Source organism: Bacillus sp. TH19 (assembly GCF_016651075.1).
GTDB classification, from domain to species: domain Bacteria; phylum Bacillota; class Bacilli; order Bacillales; family Bacillaceae_G; genus Bacillus_A; species Bacillus_A mycoides.
Genome location: NZ_JAEKEO010000007.1, coordinates 408,885 through 429,752, shown reverse-complemented (window position 1 = coordinate 429,752; position 20,868 = coordinate 408,885). Strand labels below are relative to the sequence as shown.

Below are 20,868 nucleotides of genomic sequence, written 5' to 3'. Positions count from 1 at the left end.
TTTGCTACCGTCTTAGCAAAGGGGGCTTCTTCTATATTTAAGTTAGGTACAGTGTGATCAATCAAGTAAAGAGGTGTAACGTGTTATTGATATAAGTGACTACCAGTTTCTTTGAATTCTACCGCTTTCTCTTTCATTCCTTTTTCAATCGCTTCTGTCGTTTCTAAGTCATTTTCTTTCGCATATTCACGAATATCATGTGAAATTCTCATACTACAAAACTTTGGGCCACACATTGAACAGAAATGCGCTGTTTTCGCCCCTTCTGCTGGCAACGTTTCATCATGGTACTCCATCGCGCGTTCAGGATCTAAAGATAAATTAAATTGGTCGCGCCAACGGAATTCAAATCGTGCTTTTGAAAGTGCATCATCACGCTGATGAGCCGTTTTATGCCCTTTCGCAAGATCGGCTGCATGCGCAGCGATTTTGTACGTAATAACCCCTTCGCGAACATCATCTTTGTTCGGTAAACCTAAATGTTCTTTCGGGGTTACATAACAAAGCATCGCCGTTCCAAACCAGCCGATCATCGCAGCACCAATCGCTGAAGTAATATGATCATAACCTGGTGCAATATCTGTCGTTAACGGCCCAAGTGTATAGAACGGCGCACCCTGACAAATATCAAGTTCTTTCTCCATATTTTCTTTAATTAAATGCATCGGTACATGCCCAGGTCCTTCAATCATAACTTGCACATCATGTTTCCAAGCGATTTTTGTTAATTCACCAAGTGTCTCAAGCTCAGAAAACTGCGCTTCGTCATTTGCATCTGCAATAGAACCTGGACGTAATCCATCTCCAAGAGAAAACGAAACATCGTACTGCTTCATAATTTCACAAATCTCTTCAAAGTGAGTATATAGGAAGTTTTCTTTATGATGGAATAAACACCACTGCGCCATAATCGAACCACCGCGCGAAACAATACCTGTCATACGCTTTGCAGTAATTGGAATGTAACGAAGTAATACACCAGCGTGAATCGTGAAGTAATCAACGCCTTGCTCCGCCTGCTCAATTAACGTATCACGATATACTTCCCACGTTAAATCCTCTGCAATTCCGTTTACTTTTTCAAGCGCTTGATAAATTGGCACAGTTCCAACTGGTACCGGAGCATTACGAATAATCCACTCACGTGTTGTATGAATGTTTTTACCTGTAGATAAATCCATAATCGTATCTGCACCCCAGCGAGTCGCCCACGTCATCTTCTCTACTTCTTCTGCAATAGAAGACGATACAGCAGAGTTTCCGATATTTGCATTTACCTTCACGTGAAAATTACGTCCAATTATCATCGGTTCCGCTTCAGGATGGTTAATGTTCGCCGGCAAAATCGCACGACCTTCTGCAATCTCCTTACGAACAAATTCAGGCTCTACCCCTTCACGAATCGCAACATATTCCATCTCAGACGTAATAATGCCATTACGCGCATAATGCATTTGCGAAACATTTGCACCTTGCTTCGCTCTAAGCGGCTTACGATCCATTTGCGGGAAAACAGGTGTATGTTTTGAAGCCACTTTCACACCGTCATCCTCAGGTTTAATTTCGCGTCCTTCATAAGCTTCCACATCACCACGCCCCAAGGTCCAAGAGTGGCGCGGCGCCTGCAACCCTTTTTCCAGCTCCACTTTATACTCTGGATCTGTATAAGGTCCACTCGTATCATACACACGGATTGGCGGATTTTGAACACCGTTCGTATCGCTTTGTTCAATCTCGCGCATTGGTACTTTCATACCTTCATGTGTTCCATCCACATACACTTTCTTACTTCCTGGTAAACTCGATTTCAATTCAATTTGCTCAGCTGAAACAGACTGTTTCATAACCTTTGTTGCCCCCCTGTTCGTGACAAGGACGAGATATGGCCAGCGCATGCCAAAATAAAAAGAGCCAGGTCCATAAAAGAATAAGGACCTGGCTCATAAAGACATAATTATGTAAAGCCGTTAACTTCCCTACGCTGGTACGAGCCAGATCAGGTCCAAAGGGTTAAGAAGTTCACACGCTTCTCTCTCAGCCCACGCATACGTTAGGCACCCCTAGTTTATCACTGATTTAATTTTCAATACTTTCCCATCATACACTATAATCTGAAAAATGCAAAGTTTATTTCTTTTGTTGTTTACGGAATCATCCAAGTTAAATAATAAGCCTGCACATACGTCATAATCCCAACAATAGTAACGAAGAATAAACTATGCTTCAATGTAAAGCGGAACAAATCTGACTCTTTCCCAGCAAGTCCAACTGCCGCACAAGCAATCGCAATTGATTGCGGAGAAATCATTTTACCTGTTACACCGCCCGTTGTATTTGCTGCAACAAGAAGCACTTCAGATACACCGACTTGCTGCGCTGTAATTGCTTGTAAATTCGAGAACAGTGCGTTCGCTGACGTATCTGATCCTGTTAAGAATACGCCAATCCATCCTAAGAATGGTGAGAAGAACGGGAATAATCCGCCAGTTCCTGCAAGTGCTAACGCTAATGTAGAAGATAGACCAGAATAGTTTGCGATAAATGCGAATCCTAATACGAATCCAATAGATAGAATTGGCATTTTTAGTTCATTTAACGTTTCTTTAAATGTTGCTACTGCATCTTTTGCACTCATTTTCAAAATAAAGATAGAAATGATACAAGCAATTAAAATTGCTGTTCCAGTCGCTGATAAAATATCTAATTTCAAGATTGCTTCATAAGGTGTTGGTTTATTTACAATTGGCTCTGCTTTCATTACTAAATTGTGCAAGCTTGGAACTTCAAATTTAAATACGAGACTTTCTAAAGCGCCGCCCGGAGCGAATAACGCTTTAAAGAAACTCTGGCTCCAGATGACTACCATCACAGTCAAAATAATGAACGGAGACCACGCTTTTACTACTTTTCCTACCGTTAGTTTCGGCATAGATGTCGTTGTCGTCGCCGCGGCTACTTCACTATTCGCTTGCTTAGTTTGATAAATTTCTTTCGGCTGCCAAACTTTTAAAAATAGCGATAAACTTACTAAACTTACAAGCGCTGACGTAATATCCGGAAGTTCTGGTCCTAAAAACGTCGCTGTAATAAACTGTGTAATTGCAAATGAACTACCCGCTACAAATAAAGCAGGCCACGTTTGTTTTACTCCTTTAAAGCCATCCATTAAAAATACGATAAAGAACGGAACAAATAAAGATAAGAACGGTAATTGATGCCCAGCCATTTGTCCAATTTTATGCGGATCAATGCCTGTTACTTGTCCAGCAACTGTAATCGGAATCCCCATCGCTCCGAACGCTACTGGTGCAGTATTTGCGATTAAACAAAGACCTGCTGCATATAAAGGATTTAGCCCAAGACCTGCCAGAAGCGCTGCCGTAATCGCTACTGGTGCACCAAATCCTGCTGCCCCTTCCAAAAATGCTCCAAATGAAAATCCGATTAAAATAACGAGTAAACGATGGTCATTCGTAATGGATAATACAGATGCACGAATGACATCAAATTGACCTGTTTTCACAGAAATTTTATATAAAAATACTGACATAATGATAATCCACGCAATTGGCCATAATCCGTATAAGAAACCGTATCCGGTCGCTGCCATTGCCATTGTGAATGGCATTTTATACGCAAATAACGCCACCAAAATCGTTAATACAACTGTAATAAATCCTGCCACATACCCCTTCATGCGGAAAACCGCTAAAGCTAAGAAAAAAAAGATGATTGGAATAAGTGCGACTGCTGCCGAAATCCAAATGTTACCGAACGGATCGTAAACTTGTGTCCATGTGTTCATTGTTCTCTCCCCCTAAAGAATCCCCTTTTAAATAAGATATAACCTTATCAATAGACTACCAGGTCATCATACCTTTAAGTCTAAAAAATACAAAACGTTTAAGAAAACGTTTTCAATAATTTTATCACAACAATTTTTATTTAAAAAGATTTTTTTGAAAATTTCATTATTTAAAAAGGAAATCTTACAAAAGCGTCACGTTTTTGTAATGTTAATCGATAGGAAGGTTGCCAAATTTATCGCATACTAAAAGTATAACAACGGACATTACTTATGAGGTGATATATATGAACGGAAACAAAATATTAGCAGCTTTATCATACTTTAGTGTATTATTTGCACCTATCTTATTCCCTATTATCGTGTGGATTGTGGGCGATTCTGAAACGAAACCACATGCGAAACGTGCTCTATGGACACATATCGTTCCAAGCATCGCTTCATTTATTGGATTAGTTATTTTAGGAATTATGGGCATCGGATCTGATCAACCAGACGTAACACTTGGAATTGGAGCAATCATCGTCTTATGCATTTGCGGAATCATTAGCTTATACTACTTCATTTGGAATATCGTGAAAGGTATTAAGGTACTGAAAGCTTAGTTTTAAACAAACGTTTAATTAAAAAGGAACTGCCCAAAAATTAATGTCGCATGATCGTAAATGAAATTTTATCGGCGATTCAACAAGAGTAACCTACCTATTAATAAGAAAGAAACCGTCCCAAAATACCTTTTGGGACGGTTTCTTTATCTTCTGCGTTTCTTCTTTTTTCTCATCATTTTCTTTCGGCGCGTATTCGCTTTATCCGCTATAATGTGAAGCGTACTCGCCACAACAATCCCCATTACAAACGTTACAATTTCAACCTCGTGTTCCTTCGCAATTCCTATTAAATTTCCACCGAATGCGATTATATTTAATAGGAATAAAAACGGAGAAAACACGATTAACATGTATGCAATACGAATAATATCACCAATTATAATCGTATGTGTGAAGAAGGAACGATGGGGCATTACGCTCCTATATGGATACCAAAAAATGCGGAGGAATCCCCATTTATTATACGCATTACTGTACGTATCTAAATCCGGTGTTAAAAATGAAGTACCTACTAAAAAGCCAATTGCAAAAGTTAATAAAAAATCAAAACTTGTTAATCCATACGAAAAGAGCATAAACAAAACAACCGGAAGGGATATTAAGTTTATTTTCGTATGCGTTCTTCCTGATGGCATAATGCACTTCCTCGCTTACGTTCGCCCTGTCATCCTATGACAGTTCTCACCTATTGATCTAATTTTTGATCGATAAATGATGTGTCTATATCCGAACCAAACCATTCTGCCAACTTCACTCGTGCCTTATCTTTCACATCTTCATTTACGTATATCGATGCTTGTAATAGTGCGGCCATTAACGCACCTAAATCATCCGTATAACCGACTCCAGCAATGAAATCTGGAATGGCATCAATCGGTGCAATGAAATAAGCAAGTGCTCCGATTACAATAATTTTCACTCGTTTTGGAACATCCGGTCTTTGCAACACGTAAAACAACAATAGACTCGCATAGATTACCGACTGCCCTGCCTGCTTCGCAACATGTTTTATTTTCTTCCAAAACGCTTCAACTGAAAATTTTTGTTTCATTCAAAAGCCTCCCTATTTTCAAAAAAAATAAGCTACAATATGTTATGTTATCAGTAAAAGTTCATCAAAATTACACATAATCTATCAATGAAATTTCATTGTAACAAACAAAACCAAAAAGAACAAGTGTTCGTTAATTTTTTCGTATTTTCCTTCATATAATAGTTTTCTAGACAACCACTTAAAGATTTCTATTCCATATTTCTCAACCAAAAACTTTCAATTCCGCTTAACATTCTTTTCTATTTTTGTTATATTTTCTAGTTGACGAGCCTATAAACGAATGTTAAAGTTTTCTCTGGTAGTGACAAATCACATACAAAAAATGTAAAATGTTATAGTGTTTCTCAGAAATGAATTTTGTTGTATAATACAGAAATGACGTTATGCTTATGAGCAGCACAAGAAACCAAAAAGGGTATGCATAGTTAAAGTCGTATATGGGTGAATATAGAAACTCTAATTATGACCAAGAAAACTATGTATTTTTTATTTTAACATTTTTCGCTCCAAAATCGACCAAGCCTGATAGAGAAAGGGTGGAAATGAATGAAAGAAACCATGAAATCACAATTTCAAAATGTGCGTTTCACTTTATTCGTAGCTTTGGCCGTATGGCTAAAAACCTACATCATTACACGCACTAGCTTCGATTTAAAACTTGAATCTTTCATGCAAGAATTCATTTTATTCATTAGTCCATTAGCAGCATCATTACTGTTTGTGGGTCTTGCATTATTTGCAAAAGGGAAAAAACGTAACTATATAGCACTAGGAATTAACTTTATCTTAACGTTCATTCTTGTTGGTAACGTAATGTTCTACGGATTCTACAATGACTTCGTTACTTTACCAGTACTAGGACAAACGTCTAATTTCGGAAGTTTAGGTTCTAGTGTGAAAGAATTATTTAACTACAAAATCATCCTTGCATTTGCGGATATTATCGTATTCTTCGTTCTATTGAAGAAGAAGAAAGATTTTGCACCGACAGAACGTGTAGCACGTCCGATGCGTTCTCTATACTTCGTGTCAACGGTTGCTATTTTCTGCGTAAACCTAGGATTTGCAGAAGCTGAGCGTCCAGAGCTATTAACACGTTCATTCGACCGCGTTATGCTTGTTAAAAACCTAGGATTATATGTACACCAAGCATACGATCTTGGCTTACAAGCAAAATCAAGTTCACAAAAAGCGTTTGCTGATAGTAGTAAATTGCAAGAAGCAGAAAACTATGTGAAAACAACACAAAGTAAACCAGATCCAAATATGTTTGGTACTGCAAAAGGGAAAAACGTAATTGTTGTCTCTCTTGAATCATTACAAACATTCTTAATTGGTGCGCAAGTTAACGGACAAGAAGTTACACCATTCCTAAACCAATTTGCGAAAGAAAGTTATTACTTCGATAACTTCTTCCATCAAACTGGGCAAGGTAAAACGTCTGATGCTGAATTCTTAGTAGATACTTCAATGTATCCACTAGACCGTGGTGCTGTATTCTTCACACACGGTAATAACGAATATACAGCAACTCCAGAAATTTTGCGTCAGCAAGGATATCACACATCAGTATTCCACGCGAATAACGCAACGTTCTGGAACCGTAACATTATGTATCCGGCACTTGGTTATGATCGTTACTACAACGAGCTTGACTACAAAATTACGCCAGAAACAAAATTAAATTGGGGATTAAAAGATATCGAATACTTCGATCAATCTATCGATATGTTAAAAGAAGTGAAGCAACCGTTCTATACTCGCTTCCTTACTTTAACAAACCATTACCCATTCACTTATGATGACAGTACGAAATTAATCGATGAATACAATTCTGGTGATGGCGTATTTGACCGTTACATGGTAACTGCTCGCTATTTAGACGAAGCAATGAAACACTTTATTGAGCGTCTAAAAGCAGAAGGTATTTACGACAACTCAGTTATCGTATTCTACGGTGATCACTATGGTATTTCTGAAAACCATAACCGTGCAATGGCACAGTTCTTAGGAAAAGAAGAAATCACTACATTTGACCATATGAACTTACAAAAAACACCGATGTTTATTCACGTTCCAGGTCAAAAAGAAGGTAAAACAATTTCAAAACCAACTGGTGAAATTGACATTAAGCCAACAATTCTAAACTTACTTGGTGTAGATTCTACGAATCAAATTCAATTCGGTCATGATGTATTCTCACCAGAAAATAAAGGATTCGTTGTTCTTCGTGACGGTAGCTTCGTTACGGATAAGTACATGTACACGAACAGTACATTCTACGACCGTACTACTGGCGAAGTTGTACAATTACCGAAAGAAGAATCTCAACCACTAATTGATCGTGCCCAAAATGAATTGAACATGTCTGACAAAATCATTGAAGGTGATTTACTTCGCTTCTCTGAAAGTAACAAGATCAAAACTGGTGAAGTAAAGACAGCTATTAAAGAAGAAAAGAAGAGCGCTGAGTAATCTCAGCCTCTTTTTTTATTTTCTGCTATCCTTCCTCTCCTATTCATTAACTTTAAAATTACATAACCTTCACCTAATATTTACACCACATTAACGAAACATCTTTATAATAAAATATGTAAACAAGGTTCCACATATTTCTTATCTCTCATCTTCAATAAGATCCCTTAGAGAAATGTGTGCATCATTTGTTTTCAACTTTCTTATAATTGTCTTTCCAAGTGTTTTGTTTGCATAAATGAAACCTTTAAAGACGATGTCCCTATGAATGATAGCTACCCTCCTTGTGCAGCATTCCATACGAATGTTGCTTTTTTTTTTCAAAAAGAAGGATTCTTATTTCTCATTTCCGAATTTGTATATACAAAATGCTATAAAGTGAAACTTTAATCAGTGGGTGTTTTGTTCATCCACCACTGATTATTAGCCCTCACCAATCGGGCGTTTACGGGCAGTTAATGCAGGATAAATCACCACTACTTCTCTGTGATTTACAAATACATATACGTCATATGTAGAGAATTGCTTACATAAAAATTACTATAGTGATTTTTATTCATGTACTAACGAAAGGATGGGACGAAAATTGGCATACGAAAGATTTGTACTATGGAATGATGCAGTTATTGATACAACAAAACATCGCGCGTACATAGAACTTGAAGAAAGAGGTTTACAATTTGGTGATGGCGTCTATGAAGTTATTCGCCTTTATAACGGAAACTTTCACTTATTAGACCCACATTTAACAAGATTATATCGATCCCTTGAAGAAATAGAATTATCACTTCCTTTCTCAAAAGCCGAACTCATCATCTTACTCTACAAATTAATTGAAAACAATAATTTCCACGAAGACGGAACAATTTACTTACAAGTATCTCGTGGTGTACAAGCTCGAGCACATGCATTTTCATATGACATATCTCCGACAATCTATGCTTATATTTCAAAAAAAGAAAGACCATCTTTATGGATTGAATACGGTGTACGTGCTATATCAGAACCTGATACACGCTGGCTCCGCTGTGATATTAAATCGTTAAATTTATTACCAAATGTATTAGCTTATACGAAAGCTGAACGCAAAGGTTGTAAAGAAGCACTTCTCGTACGAAATGGTATTGTAACTGAAGGTAGCCACTCTAACTTCTTTCTTATAAAAAACGGAACACTGTATACGCATCCAGCCAATCACCTTATTTTAAACGGCATTATTCGTCAGTACGTCCTTTCTTTAGCTAACACTCTTCAACTTCCTGTAAAGGAAGAGCTTTTCAGCGTTCGCGATGTTTATCAAGCAGATGAATGCTTCTTTACGGGAACGACTATTGAAATTTTACCGATGACCCATCTCGATGGAACTGCGATTCAAGATGGTCAAGTTGGCCCTATCACCAAATTACTGCAAAGGTCATTTTCTCAAAGCCTTTTAAAATCCAACAGCACATCTTCCTAAATACGAATAATCTTCTCATTTTCCACATCAAATATATGTATTTAAATGGAAATCAAGGTACGGATTTATACCTTGATTTTTTTTTTGTAACCTTTTTGTCATATTCAGATTACCACATAAGTCTTGACAGTAATCGACATGCTCTTTAGAATTTTTAACAGTTGGTAAATATTTCTTCACTACATTACAGACAGAAAGGAATCGACAAATTATGAAAAAATACCTTGCCGGTCTTGCGGCAGTGTCTGTAGCAGGAGGAGCAGCTCCTACACTTGATAGTGTTCAAGCTGCCCCTGAACAAAATACACAAAAAGCTGCTACACAAACTGTCCAAGCTTCCGCATCAAACAATTCATCATATACGGTGAATGCTAGCGTACTACATGTTCGTGCAGGATCAAGTACTTCTCACGACGTTATCTCTCGCGTTTATAATGGTCAATCATTAAACGTAATTGGAGAAGAAAATGGTTGGTTCAAAATTAACGTTAATGGACAAACTGGTTTTGTTAGTGGCGAGTTTGTATCAAAAAACGGAGCAACGAATAACAATGTAAGCACAGGTGGAAACAATAAAGTTACTGCTGATGTATTACGTGTACGTACAGCTCCTAACACTTCTAGTTCTGTTTCAGGACGTGTATATGAAGGACAAACTTTAAACGTAATTGGAGAAGAAAATGGTTGGGTGAAAATCAACCATAACGGACAAACTGGTTATGTTAGTAGCCAATTTGTATCAGGCGCTTCTTCAAATACTGGCTCTACAAGCAATAACAACAATAGTAACAATGAATCAACTGTTCAACCAGCAAGTGGAAACTATACAGTAAATGTATCTTCCCTTCGCGTTCGTACAGGTCCTAGCACTTCTCATCCAACTGTAGGTTCTGTTAAACAAGGACAAGTAGTAAAAGTTGTAGGCGAAGTTCAAGATTGGTTCAAAATCAATTACGCAGGACAAACAGCTTACTTAAGCAAGGACTACGTAAAAAAAGGCGGTTCTAACGAAAACGTCACTCAAGGTAACAACCAAGAGCAAAATAATAATGGAACTATTCAAACTGGTGGTACTTACGTTGTTAACGCAACATCTCTACGTGTTCGTACAGGCCCTGCTGCTTACCATAGTGTAATTGGCGGCGTGTTAAATGGCACAACATTAAACGTAGTCGGATCTGAAAACGGCTGGTTTAAAGTAAACTACCAAGGAAAAACAGGCTATGTTAGTAGCGAATTTGTAAAATTCGTTAAAGGTGGCACAGCTACTCCTGAACAACCGAAACAGCCTGAACAGCCAAAACAACCTGATCAAGGTGCAATTGGCGACTACTACATTAATGCTTCTGCACTAAATGTACGTAGCGGCGAAGGTACAAATTATAGAATCATAGGCGCACTTCCACAAGGACAGAAGGTTCAAGTAATCTCTGAAAACTCTGGATGGAGCAAAATCAACTACAACGGTCAAACTGGTTACATCGGAACACGTTTCCTATCTAAAACACCAGTTGGTGGCGCAGTAGATAATAAGCCTAACGACAACCAAAATAACAATCAAAATAATAACAACAATAACAATAATAATAGCGGTGACAGTTCTTCTCTACTTGCATACGCGAAATCTATGCAAGGCGTACCATACGTTTGGGGCGGTACTTCTGCTAATGGTGTTGACTGCAGTGGTTACATCTACCACGTATTTAAGAAATTTGGTCATAACATTAGCCGCCAAAGTGTTGCTGGATATTGGAGCAGCTTACCACAAACTTCAAGTCCACAACCTGGAGACTTAATTTATTTCAAAGATACTTATAAAGCAGGTCCTTCTCACATGGGTATCTACCTTGGCGGGGGGTCATTCATCCAATCCGGAGATAAAGGTGTAGCAATCGCTTCATTAAACAATTCTTATTGGAAAAGCCATTTCTTAGGGTATACGAAAGCACCTTAATTTATAGTTTCAGAGCCTTCTAGTTTACTAGAAGGCTTTTTTTAAAGGACTCGATATAGTACTTCCCTTTCATTCTCTCTACGAAAAAATTATGCGTTCATTTTCCTATTTCATACACTATATTCTATTAAAATTTCCCAAAATGTTATCATAATGAATATATTCCCACAAAAAACATAACCTATTTCATGTCTATTCATTTTATATGTGTTTTTTCAAAGAATTTTCTTTTTATTTAAACTTTTCATTAGACGTTTGACCTCCGATGTCCATTATGATAAGTTACTTAAGATGTTATATTCGCAAAAGTATAGACAACTGGTTTATACACTTTTTTACTATGAGGAAGGAGCATACACTGCATGAATGTTTTATGGGGAATTGGCGGCGTGATTGGAGTATTAGCAATTGCTTTCTTACTATCTTCTAACCGCAAAGCTATTAATTGGCGCACAATTTTAATCGCGCTAGCATTACAAATGACATTTTCATTTATCGTATTGCGATGGGATGCTGGAAAAGCAGGCTTAAAAGTTGCTGCTGACGGCGTTCAAGGATTAATTAATTTTTCTTACGAGGGAATTAGGTTCGTTGCTGGGGATTTAGTCAACGCAAAAGGCCCTTGGGGATTTGTTTTCGTTATTCAAGCACTACTTCCAATTGTATTTATTAGTTCATTAGTTGCAATCTTATATTACTTAGGTATTATGCAGAAATTTGTTAGTATCGTTGGTGGTGCATTAAGTAAACTTCTTGGAACTTCTAAGGCAGAAAGCTTAAATGCAGTAACAACTGTATTTTTAGGACAAACAGAAGCACCAATTTTAATTAAACCATACTTAGCACGTTTAACTAACAGTGAATTCTTCACTATTATGGTAAGTGGTATGACAGCTGTTGCCGGATCAGTTCTTGTCGGATATGCAGCAATGGGAATTCCGTTAGAACATTTATTAGCAGCAGCAATTATGGCAGCTCCATCAAGTTTATTAATTGCAAAACTAATTATGCCAGAAACAGAAAAAGTAGATAATAATGTTCAACTTTCAACAGAGCGTGAAGACGCAAACGTTATCGATGCAGCTGCACGCGGTGCATCTGAAGGTATACAACTTGTTATTAACGTAGCTGCAATGCTAATGGCCTTCATTGCATTAATCGCTTTATTAAATGGCTTATTAGGATGGGTTGGTTCTTGGTTCGATATTAAACTTAGCCTTGATTTAATCTTCGGTTACTTATTATCACCATTTGCAATCTTAATCGGGGTTTCTCCAGGTGAAGCCGTGCAAGCAGCTAGTTTCATCGGTCAAAAACTTGCAATCAACGAATTCGTTGCATATGCAAACTTAGGACCACACATGGCAGAGTTCTCTGCAAAAACAAATATGATTTTAACATTTGCAATCTGTGGTTTTGCAAACTTCTCTTCTATCGCAATTCAATTAGGTGTAACAGGAACGTTAGCTCCTACTCGCCGTAAACAAATTGCACAATTAGGGATTAAAGCAGTTATCGCTGGTACACTAGCGAACTTCTTAAACGCAGCAGTCGCAGGTATGATGTTCCTATAAACTCATGTAAAGTCTCCTCTTTTAAAGAGGAGGCTTTTTTATATAACATAAATATAATTTTCATATATATTAAATACTTTATGTATAGATGTATAGACGCTATGTTACAATAATTAGTATGTCTGTTTATTTTTTCTTGTACAAGAGGGATACTACCTGATATCGCTCGCTAAAAAAAGACTTCCAGCTACATGGTCCATTTCTTAATAATTGTGCATACTACAAATATCCAGCACGAATTAGCTTTAAGGAGGAACGTTTCGTGAAAGATAAGTCCTATAAAGTCCTCTCTATGTGGATTTTACAAATTTTATTTTATTTTACTACTGTACATGTGACGAAATATGAGCACGCGCTCATTTTTACAATTATATATGTCATCATAAATGTACTATTCCTATTTTTACCTGATAAAACAGCATTTATTTTCTTCATACTGGGAACAATCATTTCAGTATTCTATTTATTTTATCAAGCGTGGCTTCACTTATGGAGTACATCAGATCAATGGGAATATATTATTACCCACTTCCTGATGGCAGCTAACTTCTTCATTGTTTATATTTCAACCCATCTATTAAAAAAGGTTATCCTTAAAAATAAAGAGTTAACTGAACGGGTAAGAGTGCTTGAGCAATACATTGGAGAATCAAAATTATTAACAAGACAAGAATTCGAAAGACGACAAGCTTTATTAACAACTGCGATGAATCGTCGTAATGAAACAGGCATTATCATTTTCTTTGATTTCACTTCCTTTAGTAAATATACGAAGGAAAGTGTCATGGATCGTGTAGCTTCATTGTTAGTTGATACAGTCAGAGCTGACTTTGACCTTGCTGGTGAATATGACAGCAACACATTAGTCATTTTATTACAAAATACAAATGAAGCCGGTGCTGACATTGTAATGAACCGTCTACATCCAAAAATGGAGCAATGGCTTGCTGCTGAAGCAATTCAGGACATTAAAATAAAACGAGAACAAATCACGACAAAAGGACAGACATTATTATGATGACACTCGTTATACTCCTTTTATTCCTTCTGTTCTGCGTACTCGTATTTTGGATTAGCATCACATTTTCAATCAAATATGTACTTATTTTTACGGCCTTTCTATTCTCAGGCCTACTCGTTTACTACTCTCTCTTAACACTCGCAGGCTTAATTCATCGAAATAGTAAGCGAAAAGATCGTACGCTAGAACATTATCCAAGTGTAGATATTTTAATACCTGCCCATAATGAAGGGGTTGTTATTAAAGATACATTAGAAGCAATGGCAAAGATTGAATACCCAGGCAAACTAAACGTTTATTTATTAAACGATAACTCTCAAGATGAAACACCTGAAATTGGCGATGATTTCGACAAAGCTTATGCTCATATTCATCACATTCGTGTACCACCTGGCGAACCGAAAGGAAAATCGCGTGTATTAAACTACGGCCTTAGCATTTCGGATGGTGAATATTTCTGTGTTTACGATGCAGATAATCAACCTGAACCACATGCACTGCGAATGCTCGTAGAACATGCTGAAACAACAAAGGATGCCGTTGGAGCAGTTGGACACGTTCGTACAGTAAATGAGAAAAGAAACTGGCTTACACGAATGATTTCATTAGAATTTCAGATTTTCCAGCTCCTTATGCAATCTGGACGCTGGCTATTATTCCAAACAGGTTCACTAACCGGAACAAACATGCTTCTTCGTCGTTCCGCATTAGAAGAACTTGGCGGCTATGATCCTTATGCAATTGCAGAGGATGCTGAATTAACATTAAGAATTACCCAAAAGGGCTATCTCTTACCAATCGTCCCGGAATCGATTACATGGGAACAAGAACCTGAACATTTAAAAATTCTTATAAAACAGCGGACACGTTGGCTTCAAGGAAACTTATACATTTTAGAAAAAATGTTTTCTTCATTAAGCTTTTTTAAAGGGAAACTTCTCGTCCATTCCTTACAACAAGTTTTAGTGTATGTCGTATTTTGGCTATTCCTAATCATTTCAAACGTTTGGTTTATAATTGGACTGCTCGGCATATTCCAAATTCAATATAGCATTCCATTACTATTTATGTGGTATGTCGCATATATTACATATGTTTCTCAATTATTTAGTGCTCAGAGCGTCGAACGAACCTTTACACCGACCAATATTTTCATAAGCGTCATTATGTACTTTACGTACGCACAGCTCTTTACGTATTTGTTTATTCGCAGTCTCATTCTTTACTTACGTGCAAAGAGCAAGAAACAAGTAATTGGTTGGGATAAAACAGTACGATTTAAAAAAGAAAAATAGATTTCATTAAAAAATAAGCACAGAGCGCCGTATGCTCTGTGCTTATTTTTTACCGTAATACTATATATATCAGACAATACCCCTTAGCTGAAAGTTATTTCACGTCCATCCCCCAACGAACGATCGACCTTCATTTATATACGAAAAAGTGATTGCTATTTTTGTAGAACCAATTGCTTCTCTTGATGCTCTTTACGAGTTTCAGTCTTTGGTTCCGTGCTTTCTTGGGCATTTCGATGTGCCACACGTTTCAAACAAATATGCTTCCACTTTCTTTCGTAACGTTTCATTATTCTAGTTGTCCCCCTTGAATGCGCTTTAAAACTATTTGAAATCGCTTACAGGAAATAATATAGCACATATACATAAAAGTAACAACACATTTCCGACATATTTTTGTCAAAAATATGAATATAATGTGTAAAATATCGGATAATGTCGAACTATATCGATTTTTCTTTTTAAATTACCGATATCTATAGTATTCCGCAACAAAGTAATGCTTTTCCTACAATGGTATAGAACAGTGAAAAAGGACTGCCGAATGTCGGCAGTCCTAATACTATTTATATATACAGAATTTTTTTCTTCTATTATTAATGTTGTTTCATACGTCCTTCTTTTTGCAACTCTTTAAATAGTGCTGCAATCATAAAGAAAATAACAAATACGAACGGGAAGGCCGCAATAATCGACGCAGTTTGCAGCGCCTCTAATCCTCCGACATACAATAAGATCGAAGCTAACGCCGCTAGAACAATACCCCAAACCATTTTAATACGATTTGGTGGGTTTAAGCTACCATGTGTCGTTAACATCGCTAGAACAAACGTAGCAGAGTCTGCCGATGTAATAAAGAATGTTGAAATAAGTAAAATGGCTAACACACATAAAGCCGGTCCCATACTACCCATTTGGTCTAACATAGCAAACAATCCTACTTCTGTGCCCATTTCTTTAATTTGTCCATATATATTTGCACCATCAAATAGCTCCATGTGAATACCTGTTCCTCCGAAAACAGAGAACCAAAGCGCACCAATTACTGTTGGTACGAGTAACACACCAACAACAAATTCACGAATTGTACGCCCGCGCGACACACGAGCAATAAACGTACCTACGAATGGTGACCATGCAATCCACCATGCCCAGTAGAAAATTGTCCATGACTGAATCCATTGATTTCCGCCTTCATTTAATGGACTTAAACGGAAACTCATACTCGGCAATTCTTGAATGTATGAACCGATTGTTGAAGTGAAATAATTCATAATAAAGTTTGTTGGACCTGCAAATAATACAATTATCATAAGTGCAAACGCTAAAATAATATTCGCATTACTTAAATATTTAATTCCTTTATCGAGTCCCGTTTGCGCAGATAGCATATAAAGAACAGTTACAATTCCGATGATTACTAGCTGCGTTGGTAATGAGTTTGGAATGGATGTTAAATAACTAACACCACCGGCAATTTGCTTTGCCCCAAGTCCTAATGATGTCGCCACACCAAATACTGTCGCAAATACAGCTAGAACATCAAACATATGGGCAATACGGCCATGTTCACCGCCTTTAAATAGCGGACCGACCGCCGCACTAATTGTACTTGCTCTTCCTTTTCTAAATGTAAAATACGCAATACATAATGCTACAAGTGCATATAATCCCCACGGATGTAATCCCCAATGGAAAAATGAGAAACGAAGTGCAAGGCGTGCACTCTCTTCAGTCGCACTCTCTCCAAACGGAGGTGTGTATAAATGGTTCATCGGTTCTGCGACACCCCAGAAAACCAAACCGATTCCCATACCGGCACTAAATAACATAGCAAACCATGTCATATAACTATAATCAGGTTCATCATCATCTTTACCTAAACGAATCGAACCGTACTTAGAAACAATTAAGAAAATAGCAATTCCTAAGAAAATAGAAACGGAAATAATATAGAACCATCCAAACTTACTAACTAACGCAGCTTGAATTACAGTCGTTACATTTCCTAAGCTACCTTTTCCAATAATAGATTCGGGAATAATCCCCCAAAGTGTAAATGCAATACATAATGTTAATGAGACAATAAATGTTTTCGTCAGTTTCCTCATCAAATCCCCCTTCGTATGTTTCATTTCTTGTAAAAATCATAAATTCCGATATGTTAAATCGGATAGAAAACCATAGTTTTTTGTGGTGATTTTCTTTCGGCTCTCTCAAGTTTGCCTTCACCAATTAGAGTTCTTATGGACAGCCTTACCTTCCGTACAACCTTTCCACTCTGCAAGAGCTACAAGATTGGAATACTACTGTCAAATTGTGTGAGAAAAATGCGGATGGGAAGAGATTTTCCCAAAAAAGGATGTGTTACAGTTTTAAAAAAGGGCAGATTTATTCTTTACAACCCTTTCTTCTTGTAACAATTATGCGGTTTTTTGCTAGTATATAGCGCGTGTTTATAACTTCACAAACGAGATGTTTATGTTTATATAACTATATTACCCATAAAACGGGAAAATACTCAAGGAATGTAACTGTATAGTAATCATTATGTAACACTCTTGTAATATTTTTATTTGCGCCGAAAAAAATACGTTGTATTAAATATTTTGAATATAACTAGAAACCTACTAATTATATGGAATGAAAAACGCTTTCCTCTCATTCTAGCTATATTACAAAGTGTTAATGACTTATTACGAATGGTTTGTAATTGTGTGTTTTCCCAAAATCCGAAAAAATCTGTTGCTATAATGAGGACACGAAAACAAACGCAATGGAGGCTATCATGAAAAAATTAATTGGAATAGCAACAGCAGCAGTTTTTGGTCTTGGGATTTTCACCGCATCTGCTAATGCAGAAACTGTTGTAACAACAGACGTACTAAACGTACGAGAAAACCCTACTACTGAATCAAAAGTTGTCGGTAAATTACAGAATGGTCATAAATTAGATGTTCTAAATACAGAAAACGGATGGTCACAAATCAAATTAGATGGTAAAGACGCATTCGTAAGTGCAGAGTTTACAAAGAACTCTTACTATGTAACAGCTAACGTATTAAATGTACGTGCTGAAGCGAACACAAACTCAGAAATTCTTGGAACGCTTAAGAAAGACGATATGATCGAAACAACGAACCAAGTACAAAATGAGTGGTTACAATTTGAATATAACGGGAAAACAGCTTATGTTCACGTTCCTTTCTTAACAGGTACAGCACCTGTTATCGAGAAACAAGAACAACCTGCTCCTGCTAAAACTGTAGCACCAGCTAAAGCTCAAGCACCTGCAGCACAAGCAAAACCAGCTGCTAAGCCTGCTGTGAAAGCTGCTGAGACTAGCACACCTTCTAATGGTCGTGAGTTAACAGTTGTAGCTACAGCATATACAGCTCACCCAAGTGAAAACGGTGGCACATACGGCGGCCGTGTATTAACTGCAATGGGTCATGACCTAACAGCGAACCCAAACATGAAAATGATCGCTGTTGACCCAAAAGTAATCCCATTAGGATCTAAAGTATGGGTAGAAGGTTACGGAGAAGCGATCGCTGGAGATACTGGCGGTGCAATTAAAGGTAACCGTATCGACATCCTACTTGGATCAGATAGCGCTGCTCAAAAATGGGGACGCAAAACTGTTAAAGTGAAAATTTTAAAATAGCCAATGACTGCTAAAGCCGGTTCTCTTTGTTGAGAGCTGGCTTTTATTTTTTTATAATAGCTATAAGGAGGTTACGTCCATGAATGTACAAGCAAAAGTAGACTGGGTCGGTACACCAAAACCGTACATATATAAAGATGATGTAACATATGATGCAATCGCAATTGACTTCTCACTAACAAGCGATGACAATCGCTATAAATTAATTGTGCTCAAGTCTGAAGAAAATACACATTACAAACTCGTACAATACGGAATAAAACCAGGCTCTCAAAAACCATTCCCTATTGATATTCCATTCGAGCAAGAAATGCTACCGCTCATAAAGCAAATATTAAATGATCCATATGTACAAGCGATATTAAAGGAAGCCCGCTTCTAATTGCAAAAAAGGATATCACCTAGTAGAATTTCCCAACTAGGTGATATCCTTTTTACTTTCCCTTCATGAACACGAGTAGAGAAAATTATATCAACGGTTCAACATGGAATATCGATTTACCGACAAAGATTGACAATAACGGCAAGCTACCTAAAGAAAGAGGCTGTTCAAAATTGAACAGCCTCTTTCTTATATTAACGAGTCGGACCAGATACTTCATCTGATTTCAGCGTATTATTCGCTCCAAGAGAATGGTACAATATCTTTCCATTTCCATTAACAGTAACGATATGGTCATTATTAAAGCTCTTGAATTTTACAGAGCCGTCACCGTAACGAATATGATATTCTTCATATGTCGTTACTTTATATTTCGTTGCACTTTGACGTTCTACATTGCGAATATTCATTGTCAATAAATCTTCTGTAATTCCTTTTTTGTGTAGATATTGTAAGTAATCACGGTCTTCCTTATACGATTTCCCGCTCTTATCATAATCATTTTCAATTAAACTAAAATCATTTAATGCAATTGCACGCACGTTATTATAAATATGATTTTGTACAAAATCTCCAACCGCTGAACTAGAAGCTTCTTTTGGGAACTTTAAGTAATATGTACTTTGATCTCCAACTTTAATACTTTCAGATTTCATCACACCAAATTCAGCGTTTTTCTCTAAATGTACTTCTACCGTTTCATCCGTTGGTACAGGACCAAGTTTATAACTTCCGTAATTTAACTTTCCACGTTTCTTGCCATTAACAAATACAGTTGCATCATTTTCATCAGATGAAATGGTTACATAATTTCCTTCAAGTGATAAATTCACTTCTACTGTCCCATTCTTTTCATCTGCTAAATCCACTTCTTTTTCTGTCTCTAATTCAGCAAGTTCCGTCTTCGCCTTTGCCTTTACAACATAGGCACCCGGGAAGTATGGACCTAATTCTTTCGAAGTTTTATCACTAGAAAGCTCTGTTTCTTTTTTATCATTCACATATATTTCAGCATTCTTTGCAGTTGTGCTAACATTCATGTAATACGACTTCATGCTGAACTTATACTTCGGATACAAGAACCATTCTTTCCCGTCTTCTATAATTTTCCCATCTTTAAAAGATGCTTTATCACTTGCTAACTTTTGATCTACTGTCTCTCTTTGCAAATATGATAACAGTTCTTTATTATAAGAAGGATTCTCTTTTAAATAACGGATATACGCCTTAATATCTTCTGTCTTAACCTTTAAGGTTGGATCGTCTACTTTCAAAATCTCATCGATTGCATTCACATCTTTATTTTGGAATGCTTCAATCATTGCATTTACTTGCTTTTCCTTCGAAAACTTGCTCGCACCGAATTTATATGCGCCAAACAAAATAGCAAAAACAATGACAAAACCTATAAGTAAAAACATGTTCTTCTTACTTTTCACTGACTTTGTTTCTCTACGCATTTCTGAGTGAGAAGAAGCTGTTTGATCAGCAATTTCTTCTACTTTACTTCCGCAATCAGGACAAAAGTTCAAATGATCCGCAACTTGTTTATTGCATGTTCCACAAAACTTCAA

16 protein-coding genes and 1 riboswitch are annotated in these 20,868 nt (G+C 37.0%); of the genes, 9 read left to right on the top strand and 7 right to left on the bottom strand.

The genetic code is table 11. The annotated features are described in order from the left end of the window. Positions 1–83 precede the first annotated feature (83 nt). Entirely contained in the window at positions 84–1,844 is a 1,761-nt protein-coding gene (gene thiC / locus JFU54_RS05825) for a phosphomethylpyrimidine synthase ThiC (protein ID WP_201063939.1), read from the bottom strand. Positions 1,845–1,956: 112 nt separating this feature from the next. Beyond that, positions 1,957–2,072, bottom strand: a riboswitch (TPP riboswitch). Between the two features lie 71 nt (positions 2,073–2,143). Continuing rightward, the gene (lldP, locus tag JFU54_RS05820; RefSeq protein WP_061688709.1) at positions 2,144–3,805 is read right to left on the bottom strand and encodes an L-lactate permease; all 1,662 of its coding nucleotides are present in this window, start codon (positions 3,803–3,805) and stop codon (positions 2,144–2,146) included. Positions 3,806–4,092: 287 nt separating this feature from the next. Between lldP and JFU54_RS05815 the strand changes: the two genes are divergently transcribed. Then, a complete protein-coding gene (locus tag JFU54_RS05815) occupies positions 4,093–4,410 on the top strand; it encodes a magnetosome magnetite crystal formation protein family (RefSeq protein ID WP_002191186.1) in 318 nt (105 codons plus the stop codon). Positions 4,411–4,556: 146 nt separating this feature from the next. Here the strand turns inward: JFU54_RS05815 and JFU54_RS05810 are convergent, their stop codons facing one another. Continuing rightward, positions 4,557–5,048, bottom strand: coding sequence for a metal-binding protein (locus tag JFU54_RS05810; RefSeq protein ID WP_201063937.1), 492 nt, complete (start codon positions 5,046–5,048; stop codon positions 4,557–4,559). A 50-nt stretch (positions 5,049–5,098) separates the two neighbouring features. Further along, positions 5,099–5,464: a YkvA family protein gene (locus JFU54_RS05805; protein ID WP_002016186.1), complete on the bottom strand. Its 366-nt coding sequence runs from the start codon at positions 5,462–5,464 to the stop codon at positions 5,099–5,101. A gap of 549 nt (positions 5,465–6,013) precedes the next feature. On the opposite strand from JFU54_RS05805, the gene JFU54_RS05800 reads away from it, so the two are divergent. The 6 genes from JFU54_RS05800 (at position 6,014) to JFU54_RS05775 (ending at position 15,245) form a co-directional block, all read left to right on the top strand. Continuing rightward, positions 6,014–7,942 (top strand): LTA synthase family protein, encoded by a 1,929-nt coding sequence (locus tag JFU54_RS05800; protein ID WP_012262002.1) that lies wholly within the window; start codon positions 6,014–6,016, stop codon positions 7,940–7,942. Positions 7,943–8,516: 574 nt separating this feature from the next. Continuing rightward, positions 8,517–9,401, top strand: a complete 885-nt coding sequence (locus tag JFU54_RS05795; RefSeq protein ID WP_002016184.1) for a D-amino-acid transaminase — start codon at positions 8,517–8,519, stop codon at positions 9,399–9,401. 211 nt (positions 9,402–9,612) lie between these two features. Continuing rightward, the gene (locus tag JFU54_RS05790) at positions 9,613–11,355 is read left to right on the top strand and encodes a C40 family peptidase (protein WP_201063935.1); all 1,743 of its coding nucleotides are present in this window, start codon (positions 9,613–9,615) and stop codon (positions 11,353–11,355) included. 362 nt (positions 11,356–11,717) lie between these two features. After that, on the top strand, positions 11,718–12,929 hold the full coding sequence (locus tag JFU54_RS05785; protein ID WP_033731081.1) for a NupC/NupG family nucleoside CNT transporter: 1,212 nt from the start codon (positions 11,718–11,720) through the stop codon (positions 12,927–12,929). 262 nt (positions 12,930–13,191) lie between these two features. Further along, positions 13,192–13,947: a nucleotidyl cyclase domain-containing protein gene (locus JFU54_RS05780; protein ID WP_201063933.1), complete on the top strand. Its 756-nt coding sequence runs from the start codon at positions 13,192–13,194 to the stop codon at positions 13,945–13,947. After that, positions 13,944–15,245 (top strand): glycosyltransferase family 2 protein, encoded by a 1,302-nt coding sequence (locus JFU54_RS05775; protein ID WP_002129979.1) that lies wholly within the window; start codon positions 13,944–13,946, stop codon positions 15,243–15,245. Before JFU54_RS05780 ends, JFU54_RS05775 begins: the two co-directional genes overlap by 4 nt. 155 nt (positions 15,246–15,400) lie before the next feature. Here the strand turns inward: JFU54_RS05775 and JFU54_RS30070 are convergent, their stop codons facing one another. Beyond that, positions 15,401–15,535 (bottom strand): hypothetical protein, encoded by a 135-nt coding sequence (locus JFU54_RS30070; protein WP_002068447.1) that lies wholly within the window; start codon positions 15,533–15,535, stop codon positions 15,401–15,403. A 306-nt stretch (positions 15,536–15,841) separates the two neighbouring features. Beyond that, the gene (gene opuD, locus JFU54_RS05770; protein WP_088040446.1) at positions 15,842–17,356 is read right to left on the bottom strand and encodes a glycine betaine transporter OpuD; all 1,515 of its coding nucleotides are present in this window, start codon (positions 17,354–17,356) and stop codon (positions 15,842–15,844) included. Positions 17,357–18,033: 677 nt separating this feature from the next. Between opuD and JFU54_RS05765 the strand changes: the two genes are divergently transcribed. Together JFU54_RS05765 and JFU54_RS05760 are read left to right on the top strand one after the other, a co-directional pair. Beyond that, entirely contained in the window at positions 18,034–18,912 is an 879-nt protein-coding gene (locus JFU54_RS05765) for a cell wall-binding protein EntA (RefSeq protein WP_088040447.1), read from the top strand. A gap of 79 nt (positions 18,913–18,991) precedes the next feature. Continuing rightward, positions 18,992–19,294, top strand: a complete 303-nt coding sequence (locus JFU54_RS05760; RefSeq protein WP_193652157.1) for a DUF3910 family protein — start codon at positions 18,992–18,994, stop codon at positions 19,292–19,294. 194 nt (positions 19,295–19,488) lie between these two features. On the opposite strand, the gene JFU54_RS05755 is transcribed toward JFU54_RS05760, so the two are convergent. Beyond that, on the bottom strand, positions 19,489–20,868 hold the full coding sequence (locus tag JFU54_RS05755) for a zinc ribbon domain-containing protein (RefSeq protein WP_201063931.1): 1,380 nt from the start codon (positions 20,866–20,868) through the stop codon (positions 19,489–19,491).

Excerpts from the sequence above, each read along its gene's own strand:
- JFU54_RS05775 (WP_002129979.1), top strand. The coding sequence starts at position 13,944 with ATGATGACACTCGTTATACTCCTTTTATTCCTTCTGTTCTGCGTACTC.
- JFU54_RS05815 (WP_002191186.1), top strand. The coding sequence starts at position 4,093 with ATGAACGGAAACAAAATATTAGCAGCTTTATCATACTTTAGTGTATTA.
- lldP (WP_061688709.1), bottom strand. The coding sequence starts at position 3,805 with ATGAACACATGGACACAAGTTTACGATCCGTTCGGTAACATTTGGATT.
- JFU54_RS05800 (WP_012262002.1), top strand. The coding sequence starts at position 6,014 with ATGAAAGAAACCATGAAATCACAATTTCAAAATGTGCGTTTCACTTTA.
- opuD (WP_088040446.1), bottom strand. The coding sequence starts at position 17,356 with ATGAGGAAACTGACGAAAACATTTATTGTCTCATTAACATTATGTATT.
- JFU54_RS05760 (WP_193652157.1), top strand. The coding sequence starts at position 18,992 with ATGAATGTACAAGCAAAAGTAGACTGGGTCGGTACACCAAAACCGTAC.
- JFU54_RS05805 (WP_002016186.1), bottom strand. The coding sequence starts at position 5,464 with ATGAAACAAAAATTTTCAGTTGAAGCGTTTTGGAAGAAAATAAAACAT.
- JFU54_RS30070 (WP_002068447.1), bottom strand. The coding sequence starts at position 15,535 with ATGAAACGTTACGAAAGAAAGTGGAAGCATATTTGTTTGAAACGTGTG.
- JFU54_RS05765 (WP_088040447.1), top strand. The coding sequence starts at position 18,034 with ATGAAAAAATTAATTGGAATAGCAACAGCAGCAGTTTTTGGTCTTGGG.
- JFU54_RS05810 (WP_201063937.1), bottom strand. The coding sequence starts at position 5,048 with ATGCCATCAGGAAGAACGCATACGAAAATAAACTTAATATCCCTTCCG.
- JFU54_RS05785 (WP_033731081.1), top strand. The coding sequence starts at position 11,718 with ATGAATGTTTTATGGGGAATTGGCGGCGTGATTGGAGTATTAGCAATT.
- JFU54_RS05795 (WP_002016184.1), top strand. The coding sequence starts at position 8,517 with ATGGGACGAAAATTGGCATACGAAAGATTTGTACTATGGAATGATGCA.
- thiC (WP_201063939.1), bottom strand. The coding sequence starts at position 1,844 with ATGAAACAGTCTGTTTCAGCTGAGCAAATTGAATTGAAATCGAGTTTA.
- JFU54_RS05790 (WP_201063935.1), top strand. The coding sequence starts at position 9,613 with ATGAAAAAATACCTTGCCGGTCTTGCGGCAGTGTCTGTAGCAGGAGGA.